The organism is Streptomyces sp. NBC_00654, from assembly GCF_026341775.1.
In the GTDB taxonomy this organism is placed as follows: Bacteria; Actinomycetota; Actinomycetes; order Streptomycetales; family Streptomycetaceae; genus Streptomyces.
Genome location: NZ_JAPEOB010000002.1, coordinates 2217577 through 2236653 on the forward strand (window position 1 = coordinate 2217577; position 19077 = coordinate 2236653).

Genomic DNA, 19077 nt, shown 5'->3' on the forward strand with positions numbered 1-19077 from the left:
ACGGGTGCGGTCGGTCGTGCGGGCTCTGCCGGTGTCCGGCTCAGCCCTTGACGGCTCCGGCGGACATGCCGGTGACCAGATGCTTCTGCGCGAACAGGAAGACCAGGGCGGCCGGGATCGCGATGAGTACGGAGGCGGCGGTCATCGGGCCCCACTGGGCCCCGTACTGGTTGACGAACTTCTGCAGTCCGCCGGCGAGCGTGAGGTTCTCGTCGCCGACCATGAAGGCGGAGGCGTACGCGACCTCGCCCCAGGCGGTGATGAAGGAGTAGAACGCGGTGACGGCGAGGCCGGGCTTGGCGAGCGGCAGGATGAGCCGCCAGAACGTGCCGAACGGGGTGAGGCCGTCGACCTGGCCGGACTCGTCGATCTCGCGCGGGATGGTGTCGAAGAAGCCCTTCATCATCCAGGCGCAGAACGGCACCGAGATGGTGAGGTAGGTGATGACGAGACCGGCGGGCTGATTGAGCAGGCCGATGTTCGACATGATGTTGTAGATCGGCACGATGAGGACCGCGACCGGGAACATCTGGGTGATCAGCAGCGTCCACATCAGCCCGCGCTTGCCGGGGAAGCGGAAGCGGCTGACGGCGTAGCCGGTGGTGGCGGAGACGAACACCCCGATGACGGTGGAGAGTCCCGCGATGATCACGGAGTTGCCGAACCAGCTCAGGAACTCGGTGTCCCGGATCAGGTTCGTGTAGTTCACGAACGTGGTCTCGCGGAAGAAGTCCGTCGTCGTGGCGTACTTGGCGGGCTTGAGCGAGGTCAGCAGGACCCACAGCACCGGGAAGACCGCGATGACGGACGCGATGATCAGGGTGAGGTGCAGGGCCACGGAGGCGAGCGGCGAACGGTCGCCGCGCAGGCGCGGCCTGCGGGCGGCGTGCTGGGCGGGGTGCTGGGCTGCGGTGGTCACCAGTTGTCTCCCTGGGTGCGCAGGACTCGCCGGTAGACCACGGCGAAGAGCATCAGGAGTACGAGGATCAGCACGCCCCAGGTGGAGGACTGCGCGAAGTCGCGCGGGCTGATCTCGAAGGAGAACTTGTACGCCTGGGTGACGAGGATCTGGGTGGCCTCGCCGGGTCCGCCGCGGGTCAGCAGGAAGATCACCGGGAACATGTTGAAGGTCCAGATGGTGGAGAGCAGGACCACCGTGGTGGAGACCGGGCGCAGTCCGGGGAGCGTGATGTGACGGAAGCGCTGCCAGGCGGTGGCGCCGTCCATCTCCGCGGCCTCGTACTGCTCCGAGGGTATGGACTGCAGTCCGCCGAGCAGGGCGACCATCATGAACGGGATGCCGAGCCAGACGTTGACCGCGATGACGGAGAACTTGGCCCAGGTGGGGTCGTTCAGCCACGGCACCCCGTCGATGCCCGCACCGCTCAGGACCTTGTTGAGCAGTCCGCGGTCCTCGTTGTAGAGGAAGCGCCAGGCGAAGACGGAGACGAAGCCGGGGATGGCCCAGGGCAGGATGAGTGCCATGCGGTAGGCGGAGCGCCCGGCGATACGGCGGTTGAGGATATTGGCCAGCGCCATGCCGAGGCAGAAGGTGATGCCCACGCAGGAGACCGTCCACACCAGCGTCCAGCCGAGCGTGCCGAGGAACTGGGTACCCGTCAGCGCGTCGACGTAGTTGTCCGCACCCACGAACTTGTAGGTGGCGGGCATCTCGTTGACCCCGATGGAGCGGGCGACGTTGCGCTCGTTGGCATCGGTCAGCGACAGATAGACACCGCGGACCAGCGGGTAGCCGATGATCACGCCGATGACGAGGACGACCGGGGCGACCATGACCCAGGCGTACCAGTGGGTCGACACGGCGCGCCGGAGCCGGCCCGGCGTCGGGGGGTTGCCAGTACCGCGGCTGGGGCCGCGGACGACGACGTCGTCCGCGGCCTTCGCCACCGACTGGCTGGTGTGGACAGCCATCAGTGGGCCAACCTTCCTGTTACTTCCAGCCCTTGAGGAGCTTGCGGTAGGAGTCGCCGGTCGCGGAGGCGGCCTTCTCCGGGGTGGTCTGGTCGGTGAGGACCTTGGTGTACTCGGTGACCAGCGGGGCGAAGAGGCTGCCGGTCTCGGGGATCCAGGGGCGCTCGACGGCGGTCTCGACGACCGGCTTGAAGAAGCCGACGATCTCGCTGTCCACGGCCTCCTGCTTGGCGTAGGCGGAGGTACGGGTCGGCAGCAGGTTCAGCTCGCCGGCCGTCCGGGCCTGGCTCTGCACGGAGGTCATGTACTCGACGAAGGCGTAGGAGGCGTCGAGGTTCTTGGAGCCCGCGTAGACGGCGAGGTTGTGGCCGCCCTGCGGGGCGCCCTGGGCGACGGAGCCGGCCGGGACCGGGGCGATGCCCAGGTTCTCCTTGTCCTTGAACTCATTGCCCGCGAGGGTGTCGGCGACGGCCCACGGGCCGTTGATCATCATCGCGACCTTGCCGTCCTTGAACGACGACTGCATGTTCTCCCAGCCGTCGGTGGCGTCGGTCTTGGCGGCCCCGGACTCGACGAGGTCCTTGACGACCTTGAACGCCTTGACGCTCTCGGGCTTGTCGACGGTGACGGACTTGTTGCTGGCGTCGACCAGGTCGCCGCCCTCGCCGTACAGGAACGACAGGAACCAGTAGGCGTCGTCGCCGCGGAGGTAGAGGCCGGTCTTGCCGGTCTTGTCCTTGATCTTCTCCGAGACGGTCTTCAGGTCGGCGATGGTCGTCGGTACCTCGACCCCGGCCTCCTTGAAGATCTTCTTGTTGTAGAAGACGCCCATGGAGTCGATGACCTGGGGAACGGCGTACGTCTTGCCGTTGTACTTGGTGGACGCGGCGGCCTGCTTGAGGAAGTCGCCCTCGTCCTTCAGCGCGGCGGTGCCGTCCAGCGGGGCCAGGTAGCCGAGGTCCGCGAACTCGGGGGTCCAGGCGACCTCGGAGCGGATCACGTCGGGGGCGCCGCCGCCCGACTGCGCGGCGTTCTTGAACTTGTTCTGCGCCTCGCCGAAGGGGACGTTGACGTACTTGACGTCGACCTTCGGGTGCTCCTTCTCGAAGCCCTCGGCCAGCTTCTTGAAGACCTTGTCCTCGCTGCCGACGGTCGAGGTGTCCCACCAGGTAACCGTGCCGGAGAGCTCGCCCGAGCTCTTGCCGCCACCGGACTCGTCATCGCTGCCGCAGGCGGTCGCCGCGAGCGCCAGGGCCGCGACCAGGGCGGTGGCCGTTATGCCACGTCGCATCTGAACTCCTTCAACTGCCGTACCGCTCCGTCGCGGCGCCGGGTCGACGTGAACGTAACAAGGATGAAAGAGGACCGAAAGACCTTGCGGAAGATTTCTGCAAGGTCCGGCGATCGTTACATTCGCGTGTCCTCAAGGTTGCCGCCAGAACCCTTGACGGAATCCCCTACCCCCTGCTGACACAGGCCACGCGCGGTGAATGCGTAGTGCGACGATCTGATCGCGGCCCGCACGAGGGGCCCGCAAGAGCTTGCAAGACGTTGCCGCGGATCTGCGGGCGGGCGCCGTCACCGACGGCCGGGAGGGAGCCTCGCGCCCGAATCCCGCTCACAGTGGGCAATCCGACACAGGCCCGGTACAGTCGCCTTCCATGACCGCACGGCTTGCCGATATCGCAACTCAGGCGGGGGTCAGCGAAGCGACGGTCAGCCGAGTCCTGAACGGCAAGCCCGGTGTCGCAGCGGCCACCCGCGAATCCGTCCTCGCGGCGCTCGACGTCCTGGGCTACGAACGCCCCGTACGGCTGCGCAGGCGCAGTGCGGGACTGGTCGGCCTGATCACGCCCGAGCTGGAGAACCCCATCTTCCCGGCGCTGGCGCAGGTCATCGGCCAGGCGCTGACCCGGCAGGGCTACACCCCGGTGCTGGCGACACAGAGTCCCGGCGGATCCACCGAGGACGAGCTGACCGAGATGCTCGTCGACCGCGGCGTCTCCGGCATCATCTTCGTCTCCGGGCTGCACGCGGACACCTCCGCCGACATGCGGCGCTACGAACAACTGCGCGCCAAGGGCGTCCCCTTCGTCCTCGTCAACGGCTTCTCGCCGAAGGTGCAGGCCCCGTTCATCTCGCCCGACGACCGGGCGGCGATGCGGCTCGCGGTGACGCATCTGGTCGCGCTGGGACATCAGCGGATCGGCCTCGCGGTCGGCCCCAAGCGCTTCGTTCCCGTACTCCGCAAGATCGAGGGCTTCCACGCCACGATGCACGAACAGCTCGGCCTCCCCCCGGAGCGGGTGGAGGAGTTGATCGAGCACTCTCTGTACACGCTGGAGGGCGGTCAGGCCGCCGCCTCGGCACTGCTGGAACGCGGGTGCACGGCCGTGGTGTGCGCGAGCGACATGATGGCCCTGGGCGCGATCCGGGCGGCCCGGCGGCTGTCGCGACAGGTGCCGCGCGATCTGTCGGTGGTGGGTTACGACGATTCGCCGCTCATAGCGTTCACCGATCCGCCGCTGACCACGATCCGGCAGCCGGTGACGGCGATGGGCCAGGCCGCCGTCCGTACGCTCCTGGAGGAGATCGGCGGAACCCCGGCCCCGCACAGCGAGTTCGTCTTCATGCCCGAGCTGGTGGTTCGCGGTTCGACGGCGTCGGGACCCGGACCCTCCTCAGGGTCCCACTCTCGTCCTTGAGGTGCATATCGTGCGACCGGAACCCGACCGGAGGATGATCGGGCGGAGGGGGACGTATCTGGCAGACTCTGTGCCTATGGGTGAATCGCACGTGAAAACACAGGAAGGCCGAACGGCCGGCACCCCGTCACCCATCGTGGACGAGGCGGCCCCCGAGGCCAAGCGGAACGGAAGAACGGCGAAGCTCGGTGCACTGCGTGCCCCGCGCCGTCCACGGCTCTGGTTCGAAGTCCTGCTGATCGCGGTCAGTTACTGGCTGTACTCACTTGTGCGCAACGCCGTTCCCGAGCAGAAGGCCGCCGCCCTGAGCAACGCCGACTGGATCTGGTCGGTGGAGAAGTCGCTGGGCCTCGCCTTCGAGCAGTCCGTCAACCATGCCGTGAACTCGGTGACATGGCTGATCGTGTCGATGAACTACTACTACGCGACGCTGCACTTCGTGGTCACCGTCGGAGTGCTCGTCTGGCTGTTCCGCCGTCACCCCGGCCGCTACGCGGCGGCCCGGATGGTGCTCTTCGCGACCACGGCCGTCGCCCTGCTCGGCTACTACCTGTACCCGCTGGCACCGCCCCGTCTGATGAACGGCGGGCACTTCATCGACACGGTGCTGCTGCACGAGACCTGGGGTTCGATGGCCTCGGGCAACTTCAAGAACATGTCGAACCAGTACGCGGCGATGCCCTCCATGCACATCGGCTGGTCGCTCTGGTGCGGTCTGACCATCTTCGCGCTCGCGTCCGCCCCCTGGGCCCGGATCCTGGGGCTGCTCTACCCGATGGCCACCCTCGTCGTGATCGTGGCGACGGCCAACCACTTCTGGCTGGACGCGGTGGGCGGCATGGCCTGCCTGGCGTTCGGCTTCGCCCTCTCGTACGCCTGGTACGGATCGCTGCCCCACCGCCTGCCGAAACTGGTGCCGTCCGGCCGGGGACGTCTGTCGGCGGTGTCCCAGGGCGTCTCGCCACGGGCCCGGCGCCCGGTACCGGAGTCCTCGGGCCGCCGCTGAGGCCCCGGGCCGCCGAGGAGCCGTGAGGCCCCGCGCGGCCCCGTGCGCGGCCCCTGCCGGCCGTGGAACCTCACTGCGCCCCGTAGAACCGCTCCTCCACCACCGCCCGCGCCCGCCGGGTGATCCGCCGGTAGTCGTCCAGCATGTCGCCGACATGGCCGGGCTCGTACCCCAGGTAGCGCCCCACGGCCGTCATCTCCCGCGCGTCGGAGGGGAACATGTCACCGGGCCGCCCCCGTACCAGCATCACCGCGTTGCGCACCCGTGTCGCCAGCACCCACGCGTCGTCCAGGACGCGGGCGTCCTCGGCCGGGATCAGCTCCGCCGCGCACGCCGCCGCCAGCGCCTCCCGGGTGCGGGTCGTACGGAGTCCGGGCTCCGCCCAGCCGTGCCGCATCTGCAGCAGCTGTACGGTCCACTCGACATCGCTCAGCCCGCCGCGCCCCAGCTTGGTGTGGAGCGTCGGGTCGGCCCCGCGCGGCATCCGCTCGGACTCCATCCGGGCCTTGAGCCGGCGGATCTCGCGGACCGCGTCCTCCCCCAGCCCCTCCATCGGGTACCGCAGCGGATCGATCAGCTCGATGAAACCCCGCCCCAGCGCCTCGTCGCCCGCCATCGGCTCGGCCCGCAGCAGGGCCTGGCTCTCCCAGACCAGCGACCAGCGCCGGTAGTACGCCTCGTACGACTTCAGGGTGCGCACCAGCGGCCCGCTCTTGCCCTCGGGCCGCAGATCGGCGTCGATCAGGAGCGGCGGGTCGGCGGTGGGCAGCTGGAGCAGTCTGCGCATCTCGGTGACCACCGTGTTGGCGGCCCGGCTCGCCTCCTCGTCGCCGACGCCCTCGCGCGGCGCGTGGACGAACAGGACGTCGGCGTCGGAGCCGTATCCCAGCTCATGACCGCCGAAGCGGCCCATCCCGATGACGGCGAACCGGGTCGGCAGGGTGTCGCCCCACCGCTCGCGGACGGCGGCGCGCAGCGCCCCGGCGAGCGTGGCGGCGTTGAGGTCGGTGACCGCGGAGCCGACCCGGTCCACGAGGGCGCCGTGGTCGGGCTCGGCGGGGGTCTCCTCGGTGCCGTAGGAGCCGATGATGTCCGCCGCCGTCGTACGGAACAGCTCCCGCCGCCGTACGCCGCGGACGACGGCGACCGCCGATTCGGCGCCGTCCGCCCGGCCGACCGCGGCCAGCACCTCCTGCTCCAGGTGCTCCCGGGTGCGCGGCTTCAGCCCTTCCGGATCGCCCAGGATCGCGACGGCCTCGGGGGCCCGCAGCAGCAGATCGGGGGCGAGGCGGCCGGCCGACAGGACCCGGGCGAGGTTCTCCGCCGCCGCCCCCTCGTCCCGCAGGAGCCGCAGGTACCAGGGCGTCTTGCCGAGCGCGTCGGACACCTTGCGGAAGCCGAGGAGACCGGCGTCCGGGTCGGCGGAGTCCGCGAACCAGCCGAGCAGCACCGGCAGCAGCGTGCGCTGGATGGCCGCCTTGCGGGACACCCCGGACGACAGGGCCTCCAGATGCCGCAGCGCGGCGGCCGGGTCCGCGTATCCGAGGGCTTCGAGCCGGGTTCCGGCCGCTTTCGCGCTGAGCCGGGTCTCCCCGGGCGCCAGCTGGGCGACCGCGTCCAGCAGCGGCCGGTAGAAGAGCTTCTCGTGCAGCCGCCGTACGACGGAGGCGTGCCGCTTCCACGCCTTGTTCAGTTCGTTGACCGGGTCCGTGCGCATCCCCAGGGAGCGGCCCAGGCGCCGCAGGTCGGCTGCGTCCTCGGGGACCAGATGGGTACGGCGCAGCCGGTAGAGCTGGATGCGGTGCTCCATGGAGCGCAGGAAGCGGTACGCCTCGTCGAGCTGTGCCGCGTCCGCGCGGCCCACATAGCCGCCCTCGGCGAGCGCCCGCAGCGCCTCCAGCGTCGTTCCGCTGTGCAGGGTGGAGTCGCTGCGCCCGTGCACCAGCTGGAGCAGCTGGACGGCGAACTCCACGTCCCGCAGTCCGCCGGGGCCGAGCTTGAGCTCCCGGTCCACCCGGTCGGCGGGGATGTTGTCGATGACGCGGCGGCGCATCTTCTGCACATCGGGGACGAAGTTGTCCCGGTCGGCGGCCTGCCAGACGAGCGGGGAGACGGCCTCCACGTACTCCGCGCCCAGCTCCGGGTCACCGGCGACCGGCCGGGCCTTCAGCAGGGCCTGGAACTCCCAGGTCTTGGCCCAGCGCTGGTAGTACGCGAGGTGCGAGGTCAGGGTGCGTACGAGCGGCCCGTTGCGGCCCTCGGGGCGCAGGTTGGCGTCGACCGGCCAGATGGTGCCCTCGACGGTGGTGTCGGAGCAGATCCGCATCATGTGGGCGGCGAGCCGGGTGGCGGCCTGGATGGCGGCGCTCTCCTCGGTCCCCTCGATCGGCTCCGCCACGAAGATCACGTCGACGTCGGAGACGTAGTTCAGCTCATGGCCGCCGCACTTGCCCATCGCGATGACGGCGAGCCGGCACCGGGCGGCGTCGGCGGGCACGGACGTACGGGCGATGGCGAGCGCCGCCCGCAGGGTGGCGGTGGCCAGGTCGGCCAGCTCGGCGGCGGTCTCGGCGAGGTCCGTCGTCCCGCACACGTCACGGGCCGCTATGGCGAGCAGGCACCGGCGGTAGGAGACGCGCAGCGAGTCCGGGTCGACGGCGTCGGCGAGCCCCTGCTCGAACTCGGCGATCCCGGGGTGCAGGTCGGCGGCCTCGTAGGTGACGAGGGCGTGCCAGTCGCGCGGATGCCGGGCCAGATGGTCCCCGAGCGCCTCCGAGGCGCCGAGTACGCCCAGCAGCCGGTCCCGCAGGGGTTTGGCGGTCACCAGGGTGTCGAGCAGGACCTGCCGTTCGTCCTCGTCCTGCGCCTCGACGAGCCGGACGAGGCCGCGCAGCGCGAGATCGGGGTCGGCGGTGGCGCCGAGCGCTTCCAGGAGGACGGGATCGGCCCGTACGGAGATCAGGGCATCGAGGTCGAGCAGCTGTCCGGCGGCGGACGGGTCGGTGAAACCGTGCCGCAGCAGTCGGGTGAAGGTACTGCTCCTGCGCCCCGGCACCGTTGTCATCCCGCGCTCTCCTGCCCGCCGACCGATTCTCGTTCACAGCGGATTCGAGCCTATCCCCGCGCCGGTGTGCGCGGAGCCGGGGTGCGGTCCGCACACTGGGAGGTGAACCCGGGTGCGGTCCGCACACCGGGGGTGAACCCGGGAGGCACGATGTCCTCAGCAGTTCCCGTGACCGAGCTGGATGCCCGGTACAGCAGCGCGGGCGCCACCGCCCGCCCGTGGCGGGAGGGGGCGGCCGTGCTGGACGCCGCCCGCCTGTACTGGCTGTCCACGGTCCGTCCGGACGGCCGCCCGCATGTGACACCGCTGATCGGGGTCTGGTGGGACGATGCGCTGCATTTCTGTACGGGCCCCGCCGAGCGCAAGGCGCGCAATCTGGCCGCCAATCCCGAAGTGGTCCTGACGACCGGGGCCAACACCTTGGACTCGGGTTTCGACGTGGTCGTCGAGGGCCGCGCGGAACAGGTGACGGACACCGGGGCGCTGACCCGGCTGGCCGGGGCGTGGGAGACGAAGTACGGCGGCGACTGGCACTTCGAGGTGAGCGACGGCGCGTTCGTCAACGGGGAGGCCGGCCGTGCGGAGGTCTTCGCGGTGACCCCGCGCACGGCCTTCGGCTTCACCAAGGGCGAGCCGTTCAGCCAGACGCGGTGGCGGTTCGGCTGAGGGGTGCGCCGCCGGGCCGGGTTCCGATGACCACGGTGGCGTACAGCTCCTCGGAGGTGACCACGCGCGGGACGAGCCCGCCGTCGCCCATGGTCCGGGCCGCCCGCGCCGCCTGGCGCTCGCTCGTCTCGACCAGCAGACCGCCGCCGGGGGCGAGCCAGTGCGGCGCCTCGGCCACCACCCGGCGCATCACGTCGAGTCCGTCCCCGCCGCCGTCGAGCGCGACCCGGGGCTCATGGACGCGTGCCTCGGCGGGCAGCAGTTCGACGTCCTTGGTCGGTACGTAGGGGACATTGGCGAGCAGGATGTCGACGCGGCCGCGCAGTGAGGCGGGCAGCGGGGCGAAGAGGTCGCCCTCGTAGACCCGGCCGGGCTCGCCGACATTGCGGCGGGCGCAGCGCACGGCCGCGGGTTCGACGTCGGCGGCGTGCAGTTCGACCCGGTCCAGGCAGGCGGCCAGGGCCGCTCCGAGCGCGCCCGTTCCGCAGCAGAGGTCGACGACGACCGGGTCCGCGGGGGCGAGTGCGGCGGCCTGCCGGACCAGGAATTCGGAACGGCGGCGGGGCACGAAGACACCGGGGTCGACGGCGATCCGCCGGCCGCAGAACTCGGCCCAGCCCAGGACGTGTTCGAGCGGGAGGCCGGCGGCCCGGCGCTCGACCATGGCGGCCAGCGCGGCCGGGGATCCGGCGGTGGAGAGGAGGAGTCCGGCCTCGTCCTCGGCGAAGACACAGCCGGCGGCGCGGAGCGTACTGACGATCGAGGAGCGGGCGGACGGGGGGAAGACCGACATGAAGCGGAGCCTTTCGGAAAGCCGATGAGCGCTCCGCGACCGCCTACGCCCGGTGGACGACGCGATCGTGAGAGATGAGCACCCAGCCTGATACAGCGGTAATGGGTCTCACCTCCTCGGTCGGTCCCCGTGCGGGGTCTGGTCCCCGTGCGTCGGGGTTCGGTCCCCGTGCGGGGAGGGGTCACATTACCGCAGTCGAGCGGGTGTTCTCGCGCCTGGAATGGGTGTGCCCCGTGCCGTGACGGCACGGGGCACACCCGCGGGGGCCGGGAACCTCGGCGCTACAGGTCCACGCTGTCGCGCAGCTTCGTGGAGGTCAGGAACAGGGACGCGACCACGCCGATCACCGCGATCCCCGCCGAGATCAGGAAGATGTGGCCCGTCGCGTCGCCGTACGCGGCACGCACGACCTCCTGGATCTGCGGCGGCATCGCCGCGATGTTCAGGGTCGAGCCGCCCGACGAGGAGGCGGCCGGGTCGATGCCCAGCTCGGTCAGCCCGTGGGTGATCTTCGTGGCGACCTGGTTGGCGAGCACGGCTCCGAGCACCGAGACGCCCATCGTGCCGCCGAGGGAGCGGAAGAAGGTGATCGCGCCGCTGGCCGCGCCGAGTTCGCTGAGCGGGACGGTGTTCTGGAGAACCAGGACGAGGTTCTGCATCGACATACCGACACCGATGCCGACGGCGAGCATCCCGAGCGACACGAGGACCAGGGAGGTCTCGTGGTCGATCGTGGACAGCCCCAGGAAGCCGAGGGTGAGCACGACGACTCCGGCGATGATGTACGGCTTGACCTTGCCGGTCCGGGAGACCATGCGGCCGGCGACGGTCGAGGAGACGAGCACCCCGGCCATCAGCGGGATGGTGAGCAGCCCGGCCTCGGTCGGTGAGTAGCCGCGGCCGATCTGGAAGTACTGGCCGAGGAAGACCGCGCCGCCGAACATCGCCATGCCGACCGCGAGGCTCGCGATGATCGCGAGGGCGGGGTCCCGGCGGCGTACGACATGGAGCGGGACGACCGGCTCCTTGACCCGGGCCTCGACCAGTACGGCGGCGCCCAGGATCACCACGCTCGCGCCGACCATGGCCGCGGTCTGCCAGGAGATCCAGTCGAAGTCGTTGCCGACGAAGGTGACCCAGAGCAGCAGGAGGCTGACGCCCGCGGCGATGAGCGTGGCGCCGAGGTAGTCGACCTTGGTCTCGGGGCGGCGCACCTCGGCGAGGTGCAGGGTGCGGCCGAGCATCACGGAGGCGAGGAGCGTGAACGGCACCGCGACGAAGAAGCACCAGCGCCAGCCCAGCCAGGACGCGTCGGTGATGAAGCCGCCCAGCAGCGGACCGCCGACGGTGGCGACGGCCATGACGCCGCCGAGGTAACCGTTGTAGCGGCCGCGCTCCTTGGGGCTGATCATCGCGGCGATGATCACCTGGACGAGCACCTGGAGGGCGCCCATGCCCAGGCCCTGGAGGGCGCGGAAGGCGATCAGCTGCTCGGTGGACTGGGCGAACCCGCAGGCGATCGACGACACGACGAAGATGCCGATGGATATCTGGAGCAGCAGCTTCTTGCTGAACAGGTCGGCGAGCTTGCCCCAGATCGGGGTGGAGGCCGTGGACGCGAGCAGGGTCGCGGTGACGACCCAGGTGTACTGCGACTGGGTGCCGTTGAGCGAGCCGATGATCTGCGGAAGCGCGACCGAGACCACCGTGCTGCTGATCATCGCCACGAACAGCACGATGAGCAGTCCGCTGAGGGCTCTCAGCACATGACGGTGGTCCATCGGCGCGACGTCGGTCGGCGCGGCCGTTTGTGCGCTCACGCGCAACCTCCGGAGGTTTCGGGCAGGAGAGGGAAGGCTTCACCATACATGCACACTGGGCAATTTTGCCCACTGCGCAATAATGTTGGCCGGGATGGATAATGCCCCCATGGAGAGCTCTGTGGGACTGCGGGAACGCAAGAAGGAAGCCACCCGGCAGGCCGTGCACGAGGCGACGCTGCGCCTGACGGTCGAGCACGGTTTCGACCATGTGACGGTGGAGGCCGTCGCGGACGCGGCCGGGATCTCCCGCAGAACGTTCTCCAACTACTTCACGAACAAGGAGGACGCCCTCCTGTACGGGGAGGAGCAGCAGATAAGAGCACTCGTCCGGGCCGTGCGCGAGCGCCCCGCGGACGAGCCCGCCTGGACCGCGCTGCGGGCGGCGATGACGGAGTTCGCGGACCGGGTCAACCCACCGGAGCGCGCCTGGGCGGTACGCACCCGCCTGGCCATGCGCCACCCCTCCCTCCTCGCCCGCCAGTTGGCCAACCACGCCACGATGGAACGCGACCTGGCCGAAGCGGTGGCCACCCGCCCGGGACCCACCGACGGGCCGGTACGGCCGACGGTCCTCGCCGCGGCGTTCCTGTCCTCGATGCGGATCGCGATGCGCATGTGGATCGAGGAGGACCTGACGCGCGATCCGGCGGAGGTCATCGACGAGATCCTGGACGAGATCGCCCGCGGATTCGGGTGACCGCGAGGCACGCGGGCTCGGCCTGGGCACCATCACCACGCGGTTGGTCCTCGACTACGCGTTCCACATCACCGACCTGCGGATGGTGTGGCTCAAGACCGAGTTCCCCGGCCCCTCGGTCATCACAGTCCGATCCGCCGAAAGCGGCGGGCCCGGCTTTCACGGGGCGACCTTCGTCGTCGTACTCACGCTCCGTCCCGGTAGTCGGATCGCCGCCGCAGATGCGAGCGGATTCGGCTGCTCACGCGCTCGTCGGCGCTATCGCCCGCACCAGAGCTTCGAAGTCGCGTGCGAGCGACTTCTCCATGGAATCCCAGTCGCACTTCTTCGGCGACTCCCCCAGCCGGTCGAGGAGTATCGCTCCCGCGTTGCGCAGGCTCAGCCAGCACAGCCGGAGAGGGAGGATCCAGTCCGCGGTGCTGGAGAACTCACCGAACTCGGCGTGTATCCCGAAGTTCTTCCGGTAGCCCGCCGTACCCCACACCGATCCGTGAACGTACTGCGATCCCTCTCGGTAGTAGCGGTACATGGCGGAACTGTCCATGGTGCGGAGCATCGCCTCGAACGAAGGCGGCTTCTCGGGCTCGTATCCCGCAGGAAGCCTCGCGATGACCCCCTCACGGAATTCACGCAGCACTCCCTCCAGTTCCTGGTGGAAGGTGCCGCCCGCCAGCCCCGGATCCTTCTCCACCGCCTCACCCACGAGGCGGTGGAAACGCTCGACGTCCGCCAGGAAGCCCAGCCACCGGCATTCACTCGTGAAGCGGTCCGGGGGATCCAGCAGCCAGATGACGCGCACGGCGTGCTCGAACACACACCTCGCGTTCGCCCAGGCGGCGCTCACCATGACCTCATCGGTGCGCGCCATGAGCAGGACCGCCTCCATGTTGCGCACCATCAGGTTGCTGAGCGCCCAGCCTTCGCGGGGCGCCTCCCATCCATGGGTGCCCAGCAATCCGGTGCGGGCTTCGAAGAATTCGCCGATGCACGCGTCCAACGTCTCGACCAGCCGCACCATTTCGGGACGGGGCGGGCGAAGGACGGCGGTTGTGCGGGGCGGGTTGGCGGGGCGCTGAGCCGTCTCGTCTGTCACACCCAGGATTGTCGTCGCGCCGCCCGAGGGCGGGCCACAGGTTTCGCCGGAGCCGTCAGGGCCTCCGGCACGGGCTTCCGGCTGCCTCAGCGCGATCCGGGGACCTTCCTCCGCTCCTCACGCGCCTTCGTTCAGAAGATCGACAATTGACTGATACGACCAGGTGTCAGCGGCACCGGGGCGTGCGGCGACGTAGGCTGCGACCTCTTCCGTGTCCCACGCGCCGGCGGACCGGAGGCCCAGGGCCAGGAGCCGCACATACGCGGCCGAGGGCGGAACCCATGGAACATCGCGCATCCTCCAGGGAGCCGTAAAGGTCAGGAGGGGCATCCCGTCGATCTGGCCGGCGCACACCAGGGTTTCGTACCGGCCCTCACCCAGTGCGGCGCGTCCGTGGGTCAGCACTTCTTCCAGGCACAGATCCGCACCCGGCTCCCTGTGCATCTCCTGGGCCGCGATATCGGAGAACTGATCGGCGGTCACGAGATGCGCTCTGGCCCATACACGCCCGCCCGCTCGGGGGTCGTAGAAGGCCAGCCCCCCTCGCCAGACGGGCGAGCGGGTGGCGAAGTACATGGCACCGGTCAGTTCCACCGGGATGGAGCGGACGGGCATCGCCGGGTTCCGGCATCCCGGGTTCTCCCTTGCCGCACCGGATGCGCGCCCGCCCCTGATATAGGCCGCGAGCCGGTCGAGGTGCGTGTTGGAGCCGTATGACGTGTACCAGACCCGCTCGGGGCTCCGGTCGGGCGGCAGCGTCGGGTCAACAGGTCGTAGGGCTTTCACGCTCACTCGTTTCTGAGGGACGCGCTCTGAGCGACGTGCTCCGGGGGACGCGCCCGGGCTGCTGATGCTGATGCGTCGTACCTGATGACACAACGGTAGACGGCCCGGCGTTGCCCCGGAGAGCGGCAGGGGCCCACAGCCGCGAGCCGTGGACCCCTGCCGACAGACCGATATCGCTGCGCCCGCCCTCTCCTACAGCACCGGCAGCAGGTTCTTCAGCTCGAAGGCCGTGACCTCGCTGCGGTACTCCTCCCACTCCTGCTTCTTGTTGCGCAGGAAGAAGTCGAAGACGTGCTCCCCGAGGGTCTCGGCGACCAGTTCGCTCTTCTCCATCAGCGAGATGGCCTCGCCCAGGTTCTGCGGGAGCGGCTCGATGCCCATCGCGCGGCGTTCCGCGTCGGAGAGCGCCCAGACGTCGTCGTCGGCGCCGGCCGGGAGTTCGTAGCCCTCCTCGATGCCCTTGAGGCCCGCGGCGAGGAGCACCGCGTAGGTCAGGTAGGGGTTGGCGCCGGAGTCGATGGAGCGGACCTCGACGCGGGCCGAGCCGGTCTTTCCCGGCTTGTACATCGGGACCCGGATCAGCGCGGAGCGGTTGTTGTGGCCCCAGCAGATGTACGAGGGGGCCTCGCCGCCCGCGCCCGCGCTGCGGGCCGAGCCGCCCCAGATGCGCTTGTAGGAGTTGACCCACTGGTTCGTCACGGCGGAGATCTCCGCCGCGTGCTTGAGCAGCCCCGCGATGAAGGAACGGCCGACCTTGGAGAGCTGGTACTCGGCGCCCGACTCGTAGAACGCGTTGCGGTCGCCCTCGAAGAGGGAGAGGTGGGTGTGCATGCCCGAGCCCGGGTACTCCGAGAACGGCTTCGGCATGAAGGTGGCCTGTACGCCCTGTTCCAGCGCGACCTGCTTCATGACGAGGCGGAAGGTCATGATGTTGTCGGCGGTGGAGAGCGCGTCCGCGTACCGCAGGTCGATCTCCTGCTGGCCGGGGGCGCCCTCGTGGTGGCTGAACTCGACCGAGATGCCCATGGATTCGAGCATCGTGATCGCCTGGCGGCGGAAGTCCATGCCGACGTTCTGCGGGGTGTGGTCGAAGTAGCCGGAGCTGTCGGCGGGGGTCGGGCGGGTGCCGTTGACCGGCTTGTCCTTCAGCAGGAAGAACTCGATCTCCGGGTGGGTGTAGAAGGTGAAGCCCAGGTCGGAGGTCTTGGCGAGGATGCGCTTGAGCACATAGCGCGGGTCCGCGAAGGACGGCGAACCGTCGGGCATCAGGATGTCGCAGAACATCCGGGCGGTGCCGGGGGCCTCCGCGCGCCACGGCAGGATCTGGAACGTCCCCGGGTCCGGCTTGGCGATCATGTCGGACTCGTACACCCGGGCGAAGCCCTCGATGGCCGACCCGTCGAAACCGATGCCTTCATCGAACGCCTGTTCCAGTTCGGCCGGGGCCACGGCAACGGACTTCAGGAACCCGAGGACGTCGGTGAACCACAGCCGCACGAAGCGGATGTCGCGCTCCTCAAGGGTCCTGAGGACGAATTCCTGCTGCTTGTCCATAGCCACATCCTTGCAGTTCAGACGGTCTGTGCACCACCGCCCGGGGTAGGGGAGGAACTCCAGTATCACGACCCGGGATTTCACCCAGATTACGCACTCGATGTGAGAGAGAGCACTCGGCCACCCACTACGATCGGCGCCCATGGTGTGCACGGCACACAGCGGCCTCCGGGCCGGCCTGTGCGCACCGGTCCCCGGACCGGTTCTGTCCCTCCCAGCCCCTTCGCAGAAGGACTCGACGACATGAGCTTCGACCGCAGGTCCCGCACAGAGCAGACGCGCAACGACGACCGCGCGCGCGACCGCCGCACCCGTGTCATCGCCATAAGCCTCAGCGCCGTCGTCGTGGCCGGTCTGGTCGGCTTCGGCTCCTACATGCTGCTGGAGAAGTCCGAGGCGAAGGAGAAGCGGGAGGAGGGTGTGGCGCAGGACGCCAAGCAGACCGAGAAGGACCTGAAGGAGCTGGCGGCCGAGCCGGTCAAGGACGAGAAGACCTGGGACGCCAAGAAGCTGACCCGCAACCATGTGGCCGGGGACGTGGCCTACCCCATGAAGCCCCCGGTCGGCGGCGACCACAACCAGGCGTGGATGAACTGCGACGGCGACGTATACGAAAAGGCCCTCCCCGACGTGAACGCCGTCCACTCCCTGGAGCACGGTTCGGTCTGGGTGACGTACAACGACAAGGCCCCCGAGGCCGATGTGAAGAAGCTCGCCGAGCGCGTCGGGGCCACGCCCTACTCGCTGATGAGCCCGTACGAGGGCCAGGCCGGGGCGATCATGCTCAGCGCCTGGGGCAAGCAGGTCACGGTGGACGGCGCGGACGACCGGCGGGTGGACCAGTTCTTCGCGAAGTACGTCCAGGGGCCGCAGACGCCGGAGCCGGGCGCGCCCTGCACCGGCGGGCTGGCGGCGCCCCAGTGACCCCGGAGCCCGACGGCGATTCGCGGCCCGACGGCGGTACGCGGCCCGGCAGGCGTACGTGGTGGGTGGCGAGCTCCGCCGTGGCGCTCGCGGTCCTGTTCGCGGGGGTGGCGACCATCGCCTCCGCGCGGGACGACGGGCCGGACCCGGCCCCCGGCGGAAGCGGCGCGGAACGGCTGCGGGTGCCGTCGGCCGCCTCCGCCGACGCGGGTTTCGCCCGTGACATGGCGGTCCACCACCAGCAGGCCGTGGAGATGTCCTTCATCGTGCGCGACCGCACGCAGGACGAGGAGGTGCGCCGGCTCGCGTACGACATCGCCAACACCCAGGCCAACCAGCGGGGCATGCTGCTCGGCTGGCTGGATCTGTGGGAACTGCCGAAGGTCGCCCCGGACGGGCGGCCGCCCATGGCGTGGATGGCCCCGGGCAGCGGCGGGCACCAGGGGCACGGCATGGCGGGGATGACCGGGCCGGCCGGCAAGGACGGCGCCCTCATGCCCGGCATGGCCACCAGGGCCGAGCTGGAGGAGCTGCGCACGCTCGACGGCGAGCGTGCCGAGGTCTTCTACCTCCAGCTGATGACCGACCACCACAAGGGCGGCGTCGCCATGGCCGAGGGGTGCGCCGGGCTGTGCACCGTACCGGCGGAACAGCGGCTCGCCCGTGGCATGGCCGAGGCCCAGCAGTCCGAGCTGGACCTGATGGCGGACATGCTGGCGGCGCGAGGGGCGAAGCCACGCTCCTGAGGCGTCGCGGCGCCTCGAAACCACGCTCCTGAGCCGTCGCATCACCTCCCGTACACACCCGAACGGGTGATAGCGGTCGCGTGCTCCGGGCGGGCCCACGACGATGGGTTCGCTCGGGGCCGTACGGCAGTGCCCACCGGCACGCAGGAGGAATCCCCCATGACGACCGCCAGAGACATCATGCATTCCGGAGCCCAGTGGATCCCCGCCCACGAGACGCTCGACCGCGCCGCGCAGCTGATGCGCGAGCACAACGTGGGCGCGCTGCCCATCTCCGCCAACGGTGACCGGGACCGGATGGTCGGCATCCTCACGGACCGGGACATCGTCGTCGACTGTGTGGCGAAGGGTCACGATCCGTCGAAGGTGACCGCGGGCGAACTCGCCCAGGGCACGCCGCGCTGGATCGACGCGGGCGCGGGCGTGGACGCGGTGCTGGAGGAGATGCAGACGCACCGGATCCGCCGGCTTCCGGTGGTGGAGAACAAGATGCTGATCGGCATGATCAGCGAGGCCGACCTCGCGCAGCATCTCTCCGAGGAACAGATCGCCGGCTGGGCGGAGAAGGTCTACGCACGCGGCTGAGCCCCGGAGCGACCGAGTCGCCGAGCCGCTGTGCCGCTGAGCCACCGCGCCCTGAACCCCTGGACCACGGAGCCGCTGTACCGAGAGCCCGTGGCCCGGTACCCCTTCGCCGGAAGGAGTACTGGGCCACCCTCCCGCCCCTATACCCGGTAGGGGTAGGGTGCGGGCATGGCCGGTCAGGGGAAGAGGCACGCGACGTACGGGCGGCTGCTGCTGCTCGCCGCGCTGCTCTTCGGGATCGTCACCATGCATACGGTCGGTCATCCCGCCGAGCACGCCGCTCCGGCCTCCGGGATGACCGCGGCACATGAGGTGCCCGCGGGCGACCCGGTGGCGCATCCGTCCACAGCCGCACCCGCCGCGGGACTCGCCGCGTCCGCCGGAGGACCCGTCGCGCCCCTCGCCGCGGCTCTCGACGCGCACTCCCCCGACGGTGGGCCGATGAGCGGCATGGACCCCCTCTCGGTCTGTCTCGCCGTCCTCGGCGCCTGGGGCCTGGCTCTGCTCGGTTCCTGGCTGCTCGGGCTCCGTGCCCTCGGCCGGCCGCTCGGTGCGGCGGCGGGCGAGCGGCGGCTGCGGGCCCTGTGGCCGGACCCACCACCCCGCACATCCGTGCTCGCCCAGGTGTCGGTGCTGCGTATTTAGGAGCGGGCGCTCTCCTCCGCCCTCCCCTTACCCAGCACACGATCTCGCCTTGAGGTGC

Annotated in this window: 17 protein-coding genes and 1 pseudogene; 9 read left to right on the top strand and 9 right to left on the bottom strand. The window is 70.0% G+C overall.

Features of this window, described 5'->3' with window-relative positions:
• Positions 1-40: 40 nt before the first annotated feature.
• Genes OHA98_RS30090 through OHA98_RS30100 form a run of 3 tightly spaced genes read right to left on the bottom strand, consistent with a single transcriptional unit; the run spans position 41 to position 3223 of the window.
• On the bottom strand, positions 41-919 hold the full coding sequence (locus tag OHA98_RS30090) for a sugar ABC transporter permease (protein ID WP_266930108.1): 879 nt from the start codon (positions 917-919) through the stop codon (positions 41-43).
• A complete protein-coding gene (locus OHA98_RS30095; protein WP_266930110.1) occupies positions 916-1932 on the bottom strand; it encodes a carbohydrate ABC transporter permease in 1017 nt (338 codons plus the stop codon). Before OHA98_RS30095 ends, OHA98_RS30090 begins: the two co-directional genes overlap by 4 nt.
• 19 nt (positions 1933-1951) lie before the next feature.
• On the bottom strand, positions 1952-3223 hold the full coding sequence (locus OHA98_RS30100) for an extracellular solute-binding protein (protein ID WP_266930112.1): 1272 nt from the start codon (positions 3221-3223) through the stop codon (positions 1952-1954).
• Between the two features lie 370 nt (positions 3224-3593).
• On the opposite strand from OHA98_RS30100, the gene OHA98_RS30105 reads away from it, so the two are divergent.
• Together OHA98_RS30105 and OHA98_RS30110 are read left to right on the top strand one after the other, a co-directional pair.
• On the top strand, positions 3594-4637 hold the full coding sequence (locus OHA98_RS30105; RefSeq protein ID WP_266930114.1) for a LacI family DNA-binding transcriptional regulator: 1044 nt from the start codon (positions 3594-3596) through the stop codon (positions 4635-4637).
• Between the two features lie 76 nt (positions 4638-4713).
• Positions 4714-5643, top strand: a complete 930-nt coding sequence (locus tag OHA98_RS30110; protein ID WP_266930115.1) for a phosphatase PAP2 family protein — start codon at positions 4714-4716, stop codon at positions 5641-5643.
• 70 nt (positions 5644-5713) lie between these two features.
• Here OHA98_RS30110 and OHA98_RS30115 read toward each other — a convergent pair whose 3' ends face one another.
• Positions 5714-8707, bottom strand: a complete 2994-nt coding sequence (locus OHA98_RS30115; protein WP_266930117.1) for a bifunctional [glutamine synthetase] adenylyltransferase/[glutamine synthetase]-adenylyl-L-tyrosine phosphorylase — start codon at positions 8705-8707, stop codon at positions 5714-5716.
• 150 nt (positions 8708-8857) lie between these two features.
• Here OHA98_RS30115 and OHA98_RS30120 point away from each other — a divergent pair, with 150 nt between their 5' ends.
• On the top strand, positions 8858-9373 hold the full coding sequence (locus tag OHA98_RS30120) for a pyridoxamine 5'-phosphate oxidase family protein (protein ID WP_266930119.1): 516 nt from the start codon (positions 8858-8860) through the stop codon (positions 9371-9373).
• On the opposite strand, the gene OHA98_RS30125 is transcribed toward OHA98_RS30120, so the two are convergent.
• Both OHA98_RS30125 and OHA98_RS30130 read right to left on the bottom strand, forming a co-directional pair.
• Positions 9345-10166 carry a putative protein N(5)-glutamine methyltransferase gene (locus tag OHA98_RS30125; protein ID WP_266930120.1) on the bottom strand — a complete coding sequence of 274 codons (822 nt, stop codon included), beginning with the start codon at positions 10164-10166 and terminating at the stop codon, positions 9345-9347. The genes OHA98_RS30120 and OHA98_RS30125 overlap by 29 nt on opposite strands.
• A 281-nt stretch (positions 10167-10447) precedes the next feature.
• Positions 10448-11947, bottom strand: a complete 1500-nt coding sequence (locus OHA98_RS30130; protein WP_266930980.1) for an MDR family MFS transporter — start codon at positions 11945-11947, stop codon at positions 10448-10450.
• A gap of 148 nt (positions 11948-12095) precedes the next feature.
• Here OHA98_RS30130 and OHA98_RS30135 point away from each other — a divergent pair, with 148 nt between their 5' ends.
• On the top strand, positions 12096-12686 hold the full coding sequence (locus tag OHA98_RS30135; RefSeq protein ID WP_266930122.1) for a TetR family transcriptional regulator: 591 nt from the start codon (positions 12096-12098) through the stop codon (positions 12684-12686).
• 4 nt (positions 12687-12690) lie between these two features.
• Positions 12691-12783, top strand: a pseudogene (locus OHA98_RS30140) (GNAT family N-acetyltransferase); the annotation flags it as partial.
• Positions 12784-12927: 144 nt separating this feature from the next.
• Here the strand turns inward: OHA98_RS30140 and OHA98_RS30145 are convergent.
• The 3 genes from OHA98_RS30145 to glnA form a co-directional block, all read right to left on the bottom strand.
• A complete protein-coding gene (locus OHA98_RS30145) occupies positions 12928-13779 on the bottom strand; it encodes a DUF5677 domain-containing protein (RefSeq protein WP_266930124.1) in 852 nt (283 codons plus the stop codon).
• Between the two features lie 117 nt (positions 13780-13896).
• Positions 13897-14565, bottom strand: a complete 669-nt coding sequence (locus OHA98_RS30150; protein WP_266930981.1) for a histone deacetylase — start codon at positions 14563-14565, stop codon at positions 13897-13899.
• 192 nt (positions 14566-14757) lie between these two features.
• Positions 14758-16119, bottom strand: coding sequence for a type I glutamate--ammonia ligase (glnA, locus tag OHA98_RS30155; RefSeq protein ID WP_073725027.1), 1362 nt, complete (start codon positions 16117-16119; stop codon positions 14758-14760).
• 243 nt (positions 16120-16362) lie between these two features.
• On the opposite strand from glnA, the gene OHA98_RS30160 reads away from it, so the two are divergent.
• The 4 genes from OHA98_RS30160 (at position 16363) to OHA98_RS30175 (ending at position 19019) form a co-directional block, all read left to right on the top strand.
• Positions 16363-17043: a DUF3105 domain-containing protein gene (locus tag OHA98_RS30160; protein WP_266930126.1), complete on the top strand. Its 681-nt coding sequence runs from the start codon at positions 16363-16365 to the stop codon at positions 17041-17043.
• Between the two features lie 65 nt (positions 17044-17108).
• On the top strand, positions 17109-17789 hold the full coding sequence (locus OHA98_RS30165; protein ID WP_266930128.1) for a DUF305 domain-containing protein: 681 nt from the start codon (positions 17109-17111) through the stop codon (positions 17787-17789).
• A 159-nt stretch (positions 17790-17948) separates the two neighbouring features.
• On the top strand, positions 17949-18374 hold the full coding sequence (locus tag OHA98_RS30170; RefSeq protein WP_266930130.1) for a CBS domain-containing protein: 426 nt from the start codon (positions 17949-17951) through the stop codon (positions 18372-18374).
• A gap of 168 nt (positions 18375-18542) precedes the next feature.
• Positions 18543-19019, top strand: a complete 477-nt coding sequence (locus OHA98_RS30175; protein ID WP_266930131.1) for a hypothetical protein — start codon at positions 18543-18545, stop codon at positions 19017-19019.
• Positions 19020-19077: the final 58 nt, after the last annotated feature.